Origin of the sequence: Nitrosomonas sp. Nm51 (genome assembly GCF_900111165.1) — a bacterium.
GTDB lineage: Bacteria > Pseudomonadota > Gammaproteobacteria > Burkholderiales > Nitrosomonadaceae > Nitrosomonas.
In genome coordinates this window covers 24,445-33,429 of sequence record NZ_FOGH01000027.1, presented here as the reverse complement: position 1 = coordinate 33,429, position 8,985 = coordinate 24,445, and the positions used below count along the sequence as shown (strand labels likewise).

9 protein-coding genes and 1 pseudogene are annotated in these 8,985 nt (G+C 47.5%); 4 read left to right on the top strand and 6 right to left on the bottom strand.

The window, feature by feature from the left end; translation table 11 throughout:
* Together BMY60_RS09915 and BMY60_RS09910 are read right to left on the bottom strand one after the other, a co-directional pair.
* The coding region (locus tag BMY60_RS09915) for a transposase (RefSeq protein ID WP_143057413.1) at window positions 1-180 on the bottom strand (180 nt) is incomplete at its 3' end.
* 177 nt (window positions 181-357) lie between these two features.
* A complete protein-coding gene (locus BMY60_RS09910) occupies window positions 358-765 on the bottom strand; it encodes a surface-adhesin E family protein (protein ID WP_090333313.1) in 408 nt (135 codons plus the stop codon).
* 78 nt (window positions 766-843) lie between these two features.
* On the opposite strand from BMY60_RS09910, the gene BMY60_RS09905 reads away from it, so the two are divergent.
* Both BMY60_RS09905 and BMY60_RS09900 read left to right on the top strand, forming a co-directional pair.
* Window positions 844-1,719 (top strand): NAD-dependent protein deacetylase, encoded by an 876-nt coding sequence (locus BMY60_RS09905; protein ID WP_218141673.1) that lies wholly within the window; start codon window positions 844-846, stop codon window positions 1,717-1,719.
* Window positions 1,720-1,756: 37 nt separating this feature from the next.
* Window positions 1,757-3,223, top strand: coding sequence for an amidohydrolase family protein (locus BMY60_RS09900; RefSeq protein ID WP_090333310.1), 1,467 nt, complete (start codon window positions 1,757-1,759; stop codon window positions 3,221-3,223).
* A gap of 59 nt (window positions 3,224-3,282) precedes the next feature.
* Here the strand turns inward: BMY60_RS09900 and BMY60_RS09895 are convergent, their stop codons facing one another.
* The 3 genes from BMY60_RS09895 to glgA all read right to left on the bottom strand — a co-directional run bounded on the left by BMY60_RS09895 (window position 3,283) and on the right by glgA (window position 7,060).
* Complete coding sequence (locus BMY60_RS09895; protein ID WP_090333309.1) at window positions 3,283-3,858, bottom strand: sulfotransferase family protein; 576 nt, start codon at window positions 3,856-3,858, stop codon at window positions 3,283-3,285.
* 150 nt (window positions 3,859-4,008) lie between these two features.
* Entirely contained in the window at window positions 4,009-5,226 is a 1,218-nt protein-coding gene (gene speE, locus BMY60_RS09890; RefSeq protein WP_090333307.1) for a polyamine aminopropyltransferase, read from the bottom strand.
* Between the two features lie 352 nt (window positions 5,227-5,578).
* Complete coding sequence (gene glgA / locus BMY60_RS09885) at window positions 5,579-7,060, bottom strand: glycogen synthase GlgA (RefSeq protein ID WP_090333306.1); 1,482 nt, start codon at window positions 7,058-7,060, stop codon at window positions 5,579-5,581.
* 169 nt (window positions 7,061-7,229) lie between these two features.
* On the opposite strand from glgA, the gene BMY60_RS09880 reads away from it, so the two are divergent.
* Complete coding sequence (locus BMY60_RS09880; RefSeq protein ID WP_090333304.1) at window positions 7,230-8,240, top strand: zinc-dependent alcohol dehydrogenase family protein; 1,011 nt, start codon at window positions 7,230-7,232, stop codon at window positions 8,238-8,240.
* Window positions 8,237-8,389 (top strand): hypothetical protein, encoded by a 153-nt coding sequence (locus tag BMY60_RS15410; protein WP_218141672.1) that lies wholly within the window; start codon window positions 8,237-8,239, stop codon window positions 8,387-8,389. Before BMY60_RS09880 ends, BMY60_RS15410 begins: the two co-directional genes overlap by 4 nt.
* Before the next feature lie 8 nt (window positions 8,390-8,397).
* Here BMY60_RS15410 and BMY60_RS16280 read toward each other — a convergent pair.
* A pseudogene (locus BMY60_RS16280) lies at window positions 8,398-8,814 on the bottom strand (DDE-type integrase/transposase/recombinase); the annotation flags it as partial.
* Window positions 8,815-8,985: the final 171 nt, after the last annotated feature.

The following is an 8,985-nucleotide window of genomic DNA, read 5'->3' as shown; positions in this document are numbered from 1 at the left end:
CTTTCCATTGCCACGAAATGCCTGACCATTGTCATCAGCCTGACTTTCCTTAATCCATCGCCCAAGCATATTGGCATTGATCTCTAGGCTTCTAGCCGCTTCAGCTATCGTCAATCCCTGGTCAACAACTAGACTGACCGCATCTAATTTGAATTCTTTTGTATATTGTTTTCTTTCCAATTTTTCTTCCTCCAATTAAGTCTATTTTCTCTTAACTGGAGTGTCCGGGTCTATTGAACCACATCAGTCTGCGCTTTTGTAGTTTCTTTGCTGCCGAAATGTAGCATTTGATGCTCCCGGCCAGGCGTTAGAGATGCAACAGAGTGATCGTACTTCTGCCGACAGGCAACACAAGCGTTAATCACCTAAAGCGGGATGACCACAGGCTACCTTCCATTCGGCTTCTTCCACACTGCCAGGTTCAATTTTTACCCATTCCTGCGGCTGGCTGTATGCGCGAATCAGTTCCCCGCCGCCCATATTCCAATTGAATAACTTGTAGGCCAGCTCTTTGATGTGCCCGCTCCGGCACTCATACTTTCTACGAACTTTTTTTGATAAAAAATAAACACCGGTGTCTTCCTGTTCGAGTTTATAGTCGATTAGCGACCACATTTTGGCCTCGCTGTCCACTTTACGGATGGATTGCAAGTCGGCGTATACCGTGTAACCGCCTTTATCGTCGCGCTTGTCCACTTGAGTCCACTCAGCCATAATGCTGGTGCTAAAGCATAACAATATGGTGGTCAATAGTAGCTTTTTCATTGTTATGAATCCTATATGTTGATGAATGCTCAATAGCATTTTGAAAAGATTATTTCATAAAAACCATGGATGTGCGATATGCTGAGTGCAATGATGATATTGAGGCGCACGGTTAGCATGTTATTTGGCGAATTGCCATCGATATTCGATCATCATAAACCCTGGTTGGTGATTACGGGCGCCGGGATCAGCTTAAATTCCGGCATTCCGACGTATCGCGATGACAACGGTGACTGGCGCCGCTGCGAACCGATCAGGCATTATGAATTTATTCAGTATGAAGATATGCGAAAACGTTACTGGGCTCGAAGTGCAGTGGGCTGGCCACCAGTAGAGCGTGCGCAACCCAATGACGTGCATTATGCCCTCGCGGAACTGGAGCGGCGCGGCTATATCGCAGGCCTGATTACTCAGAACGTCGACAGATTGCACCAGCGGGCGGGACAGGAGAATGTGATCGACTTGCATGGGCGACTTGACCGGGCACGCTGTTTACAGTGCGGACAATATGAAGACCGGCGTCAGGTGCAGGTTCGGCTGTTGGAACGCAATTCATTTTTAGCGCCGCTCGCTGCAGAGTTGGCTCCCGATGGCGATGCTTATGTGGAAGATGATATGACCGAGCGGATGATTCTGGTTAACTGTTTGTCTTGCGATGGTATTTTAATGCCAGATGTCGTTTTTTTTGGCGGCGCGGTACCTAAGCTAACCAATCTTGCCACTGCGCAGTTATATGCACAAAGCAATGGTGTCCTGGTCGTCGGTTCATCATTGATGGTGTATTCTGGTTTTCGTTTCTGCAAGCTGGCAAAACAGGATGGCAAACCGCTAATGGTCATTAACCGCGGCAAAACCCGGGCTGATGATATTGCCGACTATAAGATTGCACGGGATTGCCGCCCGGTTTTATCGGATTTGGCCGATCATTGCGCTTTGCACCCAACAATCAAATAGCTTTAAAATAAAGTTATTGTTTATTAGGTATCTTTAAATGGATTTCGACCCGGAAGGAAAGCGGTTGCCGATCAAAGTTGATACGGCGACCAATGCGGAATACTCACCGCGGCCGCTGACAGTGGCCGAGCGGAAAGCCAAGTGTCATGCGCATCAGTTTGTCGGTCAGGCGGCCAAAGCAATACGGCAAAGCCGGCGGAATTTTTTAAAGACGCTGGCTGGCTCTGCCGCGACACTGCTCGCATTCAACCAGGTTTTTGCCAGATCCGGCCAGGCGGGCGGCTATTTTGCCATCGAAGAGGAAGCTGCGTACGATACGGCTGCTGCAGCCCAAAATCTTGGCGGTGAAGAATTTATTTTTGATATCCAGAATCATTGCGTGGACCCGTCTGGAAAGTGGGCTCAAGGAAAATCCGGGAAGCGCTGGATGACGGTTTTGAACCAGATTTTTGGACAGCGGCGTAAATGCGCTACGGGGCAATTTGATTGCTATTCGGCCGAGCAAATGATCAAGGAAGTGTTTCTGGACAGCGACACGGACGTTTCAGTGGTATCGGCGCTGTGGGGCGGGCGCAACAGCAACCCTACGCCTGTGGATTATGCAGCAAAAGCACGTCTGCTTGCCGCGACCGGTGGCGCCGGACACCGGATTCTGATTCAGGGCGGCGTAATGCCGAATGAACCGGGCGGGATTGAGTTCATGGACGTGCAGGCCGGGGAATTTAACGTTGCAGCATGGAAAACTTATCCGCAGTGGGGGCCGAACGGAACCGGTTATTATATGGACGATCCGGAATATGGCATACCGTTAATTGAGAAGGCGCGTGATCTCAACGTTAAAATTATTAGCGCGCATCGCGGTCTGCCCCTCGGCGGCATGGATTATCGATATTCGGATCCGGCCGATATTGCAAGGGCTGCGAAACTGTATCCTGACGTTACCTTTATCTGTTATCACTCGGGTTTTGAAGTGGGCATTGAAGAAGGTCCGTACCAGCTGGATAACCCACAGGGTGTTGACCGCCTTATCACGGCGCATCAGGAAAACGGTTTTCGTCCTAATCAAGGTAATCTGTATGCCGAACTCGGAAGTGTGTGGCGCTATTGCATGAGCAAGCCCAACCAGGCGGCCCATTTGATGGGTAAGTTGATCAAGTATTTTGGCGAGGAACGTATCTGCTGGGGTACCGATGCATTATGGTATGGCAGTCCTCAGGATCAGATTCAGGCATTCCGCAGTTTTCAGATCAGTAATACGTTTCAGGATCGTTACGCATATCCTGCGATTACCCCGCAGATGCGCAAACAGATTTTTGGTTTGAATGCCGCCAGAATCTATGGGCTTAACGTTCCGAAATTACAAACAATACTGCACAGCGATAGCGTATCTCTTTTGAAAGCAGCGTATAACGATTCGCCGAATCCCAGCTTTGAAACCTTCGGACCCAAAACGCGGCGTGCCTTTCTTAAAATGATGGAAATGCAGGGAGGAAGACCCAGCTAATACGCTACATTCATATGATATTGATAGAGTACTCTATACAGCATTACCGAGGTGCCGAGTTATTCGTAACTAAACCGTTTCATTGTGATATGTTCGGCTTTTTTGACTTCGGCTTCAAGCGCAGATGTGTAGATGGCAGGAAATCTGTTTTTATTGCTGACGTTGTGTGGCGGTAAGGTTCTGATAGGTTGCTCGTTAAAATCTTCGCCGGCTGATCTTAATGCGGTAATCAGATCGCCAATCAGATTTTCGTATTTACCGACAAATTCAATTTCATTATCTGTTTCACCCACAAAACCGGCCAAGCTCTTACTGTAAACCCCTGGAAATTTATTCAGTACCTGGCGCACAAAATTTTGAAAATTATCAGACCGGCATGCTCGGTCCAATTGATTGTCAGAATCCCATCCGTAGGTCATTTTAAACTGCCAGTAGGAACGGTATAGATCGACCGGGTGCCTGACGAAAGCAAACTTGAATTTCTCCCGGCACGGACAGTCTTTTAATCCGATATGCGGATCGCCCGACAGTGTGTAATCTTTGCAAGAAATACCGGCTGCAGCAATGGCTTTTTTTACCCACGTGCCACCTGTTTTGGGAACATGAAGGAAACAGGATTTCGGGAGGATCAGCATAATGATTTAGTCAGTCAAGGTAGCCGCTGTATTATGCATTGCATTGTGGCTGCTTTTTTGGAACCGGTTCTCGTACTCTATCCATATGATATGGTTCAATGCCTGTTGTCGTACAGAACAAAAACTGCACAAAAGTCTTGTTACAGAAGATTACTGCGCAATATCTTTATGCCCGGCAACAAGTTTGCGGACATAATTTGGCAGCGCAAATACGCCTGAATGCGCGTCGCCGTTGTAGAATTGAAGTTGCTGAAGATTGCGCGATTCAATACGGTTATCAATTTCTTTGGGTGTAAACGCCTTCGGATCGAGCTTATCGGAACATACCGCCAGTGCCCAAAGGGCGCCATAGAGTGGAATATACACGGTATATGGGCGCACGATCTGGAAAACGTGTGTCAATCGTTGCGAAATTTCAGCCACACGAGCGGGATGTGCTGTTGGTGAGCCGATATGCAATGTCATTAGTCCATCCGGTTTCAGTGCCTGACGGCATTGCCGGAAAAAATCCGCTGAATAAAGTGCCGCAGCTGGCCCAATTGGATCATTGAGATCAAGCGCGATCAGGTCAAATTTTTCCTGTGTTTCATGTATAAACCGCACGCCATTATCAACGACAACACGTAAGCGAGGATCGTCGAACGCACCGTTATGTACGGCCTGAAAATGCTCTTTGGCAATGCTGATAACATCTTCGTCTATTTCTACCATGGTTACCTGCTCGACAGACGGGTGCTTCAATGCTTCTTCAGAAGATCCACCGTCGCCGCCACCAATAATCAGCACATTTTTGGGTGCGTCGAGAATAGTCAGTGCCGGATGGATCAGATTTTCGTGGTAAATAAATTCTTCCCGTTCCGACGTCATATTAAAATCGTCCAGGCGGAAAATTTTGCCATAGTGCGGTGTGTCGTAGATCGAAAGTTTCTGGTATTTCGTATGCCACTCTCCTATTTGGTGGCTGGCGGTAATGTAGAAACCGGTAGCATCGTTCAGAGGCTCAACGAGAGTGTGTTCGCCGCGTTCGATTTTATGCCTGGCAATTTCAACCGGCTGGAAGTATTCGATGATGGCATCGAACAGTTTATGTGCTTTGCTGCTGTTATCCGCACTGTAATTACAGACGTAAACATCCAGTGTTAATCCATTATTTTCAGGCCAGGTATGTATTGCCAGATGCGATTCAGCCAAGACAACTGTACCTGTAAAACCGGAATCATCGAATTGCTTGAATGTCGCGTCCATAACTGTCAGCCCGGCAGCCTGCACCATATCGATGCACTTGTTTTTGAAATTTGTGCTGTCGAGCAGCCGCAACGGATCGCAGCGGCAGTTGCTTAAATCGCCTATCAAATGCAAACCGTTCATGTACGCAGCTCCGTTAGACTTAACTGGTGTGGTTCAAAACGATTTGTTGAAAATAATACTACGTTGATGTTACCGCGGTGCGGCGGAATATTGGAATCTTTGTTTTCGTTCAATTCGTGCAAAACCCAACGTGGGCGACTTATAAAAAATCATAATAACAGTCACCTGGTTTAGAATTCGGCTTCGACCGAGCGTATGTGTTTCGAAACTCGATAAAAATACTTTCGGCGAGCTTCGCGCAAAAGCGGAATTCTACTTGGAACTTGCACGAATTGGAATACACCTGGTTTATTTTCATACCCCGTCTATTTTGAATGGCGACATATAAAAAATGCAACTATATGAATTTCAATTATTTCTTAGAAAAAGGTTGTTGCATAATTTGATATAAATCAAGATATTTTCCGGCACTCTTTTGCCAGGTGAAATCTGCATTCATGTTGTTCCTGACAATTTTTTGCCATGTTCTGGGTTTGTTAAAAATGAGGTGAGCACGGTTGATCGCTTCGCTTAACGCAGCCACTGTGGGCTGGTTAAACACAAACCCTGTAGCGGTAGCGTCTGCGATGGTTTTATCCGTCGCATCAACCACGGTATCAACAAGCCCGCCAACGTGATGTACGACAGGAACTGTACCGTAGCGCATACTGTATAGCTGATTTAATCCACAGGGTTCGAAACGTGACGGCATTATAAAAACATCGGCGCCAGCTTCAATCTGGTGAGCTAATTTCTCGTCATAACCAATAATAACGCTTATCTGTTTCGGATTTTTTTTCGCCATATTGACGAACTTTTTCTGGAAGCTCAAATCTCCAGTTCCTAAAAGACAAAACTGTAAGGGTTTGTCAGTAATGGTTTCCAGAAACTCAAGGATTAGGTCGACGCCTTTTTGCTCGACCAGACGGCTGACGCAACCGAGCATGAATATGTCTTTTTTTGCTGGCAGTTGAAGCATTTCCTGTAGCGCAGTCTTGTTCACCTTTTTTTTGGCAAGGGATTTCGCAGAGTAGTTTTGCGCTATCAAAGGATCTGTCTTGGGATTCCAGATGGCATCATCAATACCGTTGATGATTCCTGAGAGTTCTTCGCGCCGGTATTGCAATAATCCTTCCAGCCCATAACCCATTTCGTGTGTTTGAATTTCTTTTGCGTATTGCGCGCTGACCGTATTGATGCGGTTGGCAAACACTAATCCGCCTTTGATAAACGATAATTGGCCGTGAAACTCCAGACCTTCCGGTGACCAGAGTGTGGCTGGCAAACCTAATGCGTCAAAAGTCGCTTGTGGAAACAGGCCCTGGTAGGCAAGATTATGGATGGTAAACAAACAGGGAGGCGCTTCTGGTGTTTGTTTTAACAGTGCCGGCACGAGCGCTGTTTGCCAATCATTGCAATGCACCACATCCGGCTTCCAGCCAAGGTGCAGTCGGTCCAGCGCAGCCAATACAATAACTTTGCAGAATAGCGCAAACCGTTCAGCATTATCTGGCCAGATGTCGCCGTGTACGTCCATGTAAGGATTTCCCCTGCGTGCAAAAGCGGACGAATGTCCGACAAGCCAGACCTGCACCGGGCTGTCTTCCAGATGCGTGGAAAGCAGTGAAACTTTTCCTGGAACTCCCGGCAGATACGTTTCTGCTAAAAAGTTTAGTGAAAGATCGCTTTCCAGAATATCACCGTAAGCAGGCAGAATGACGCGAACATCGCACCCCAGTTTTTGCAAGGCAATGGGTAGCGCACCTGATACGTCAGCCAGCCCACCGGTTTTAATGAGAGGATGCACTTCGCTGGTTGCAAACAGAAGTTTCGGTTTATTCTGTCTTGTGGTCATGATAAAAGGTACGACAAAAAAGAACGTAACTCATGCCGTAATCATAGTAGGTATCAGCTGCATTATACATTTGACGGAAATCGGTTCAATTATGTATTTTATTGAAATAATGCAGCCGTCTTTATGTGCGGACAGGCAACGGAAAGAAAAGTAGTGAAAGGATAACACGATGAAAGCAATTTATTTTGAAAAAGGTGGAACATCTGAAGTATTGCAGTATGGCGAAAAGAATACCCTCGGCCCTTGCAGTAAAAGCCAGGTGCTTGTTCGCATCAAGGCTGCCGGGGTCAATCCGGTTGACTGCAAAATTCGTGCCACCCCGGATCGTTTTCCAGTTTCCTTCCCCGTGATACCGGGGTGTGACGGTGCCGGTATTGTGGAGGGCGTCGGTGAAAAAGTAAAAACTTTAACGGTGGGCGATGCGGTTTATTTTTCTCAGCCAGGCTTCAATCGACGCCAGGGCACGTATGCCGAATATGTGCTTGTTGATGAAGCCCTGCTGGCCTTGAAACCACGTTTGATATCCTATGAACAGGCTGCTGCTGCGCCACTGGTTTTGATTACTGCGTGGGAGGCACTGCATGGACGCGCTCGCATTTCTGCCGGTCAGACGGTTTTAATCCATGCAGGCGCTGGCGGTGTCGGTCATGTGGCAATACAGTTGGCCAGGCTCGCGGGTGCGCGAGTGATCACGACGGTTAGCAACGATGAAAAAGCCGAGTTTGTCAAACGGCTGGGCGCGGATAAAACGATTAATTACAAGACTGAGGATGTATCGGAAGCAGTGATGCGCTGGACCGGCGGTGGTGGCGTGGATATTGTACTGGATACTGTGGGTCCGCCGGAACTGCAAAATTGTTTCGGTTGCGTAAAGCCGTATGGCGATGTAGTGACCCTTCTGCAACCGGCTGCAGACACCGACTGGCGGGAAGCAAGGCTGCGTAATCTTCGTTTCAGTTTTGAACTGATGCTGACCCCGGTTATTTTAGAGCTTGACAGCGCAAAACGGCATCAGAAGGAGATTCTGCAACGTTGCGCAGCGTTGATGGAAAAAGGCGAGCTGAACATTGAAATTGCAAAATTATTCAGTCTTGCTGAGGCGGTGTCTGCACATGATTATCTCGAAAAGCAGCATCCGGTGGGTAAAGTGGTGCTTACTGTTGAAAGTAGCGGGCAATGAAGTGCATTTTGGTAACCGGCGCAACTGGACAGATCGGTTCAGAATCGGTTCCGGCATTACGCAAACGTTACGCAAGTGCGCAAGTAGTCGCGGCTGGCCATAAAGCAAAACCACAGCTGGCCTGGAAAATCAACATGGATGGTTTATAATAATGTCCTGGAATGCGTTGCCAAACGGCCATTCTCAGGGCATCACAAACCAGTTGTGCTTTCATGCGTGTACTCATACTCCATCCCACTACTTTGCGCGAGCACAAGTCAATAACCACCGCCAGATACAGCCAGCCTTCCTGTGTCCGGATATAGGTATATCAGAAGCATAAACCCGATTTCATCCGCCGCGAACCATAAGTGTAATCTGTGGCGCGCGCTACTTCTTTAATTTTTTCCACCATCCTCCTATGAAGCAGGTCGTCGGATAGCGCAGCCTGACGTTTCTGAAAAGAATAATAACCATTGCGGCTTACGCCCAAAATCCGACACATCGGATTAACTGACCAAGTCTTCTTATACTGGGAGATAAACGAATATTTCATTTCGTTTCTCCGGCAAAGAAGACCGTCGCTTTTTTTAAGATGTGCAAAAAAGAGAAACAACTCCTGCTAAATCGTTCAGACAGCCAGGCAATTATTGGATTTTGATGCGATCAATGAATCCGCTCACGACAAGTTGAAAAGCTGCTTCTTCCATGGGCAGTAAGATCAATACCGCATCCTGCCATTGTGTATTTGTGCCGTTACAGGACA

Bases quoted from the DNA above. Each gene is read 5' to 3' on its own strand.
- BMY60_RS09910 (WP_090333313.1), bottom strand. From the start codon at position 765: ATGAAAAAGCTACTATTGACCACCATATTGTTATGCTTTAGCACCAGC.
- BMY60_RS09905 (WP_218141673.1), top strand. From the start codon at position 844: ATGCTGAGTGCAATGATGATATTGAGGCGCACGGTTAGCATGTTATTT.
- BMY60_RS09900 (WP_090333310.1), top strand. From the start codon at position 1,757: ATGGATTTCGACCCGGAAGGAAAGCGGTTGCCGATCAAAGTTGATACG.
- BMY60_RS09895 (WP_090333309.1), bottom strand. From the start codon at position 3,858: ATGCTGATCCTCCCGAAATCCTGTTTCCTTCATGTTCCCAAAACAGGT.
- speE (WP_090333307.1), bottom strand. From the start codon at position 5,226: ATGAACGGTTTGCATTTGATAGGCGATTTAAGCAACTGCCGCTGCGAT.
- glgA (WP_090333306.1), bottom strand. From the start codon at position 7,060: ATGACCACAAGACAGAATAAACCGAAACTTCTGTTTGCAACCAGCGAA.
- BMY60_RS09880 (WP_090333304.1), top strand. From the start codon at position 7,230: ATGAAAGCAATTTATTTTGAAAAAGGTGGAACATCTGAAGTATTGCAG.
- BMY60_RS15410 (WP_218141672.1), top strand. From the start codon at position 8,237: ATGAAGTGCATTTTGGTAACCGGCGCAACTGGACAGATCGGTTCAGAA.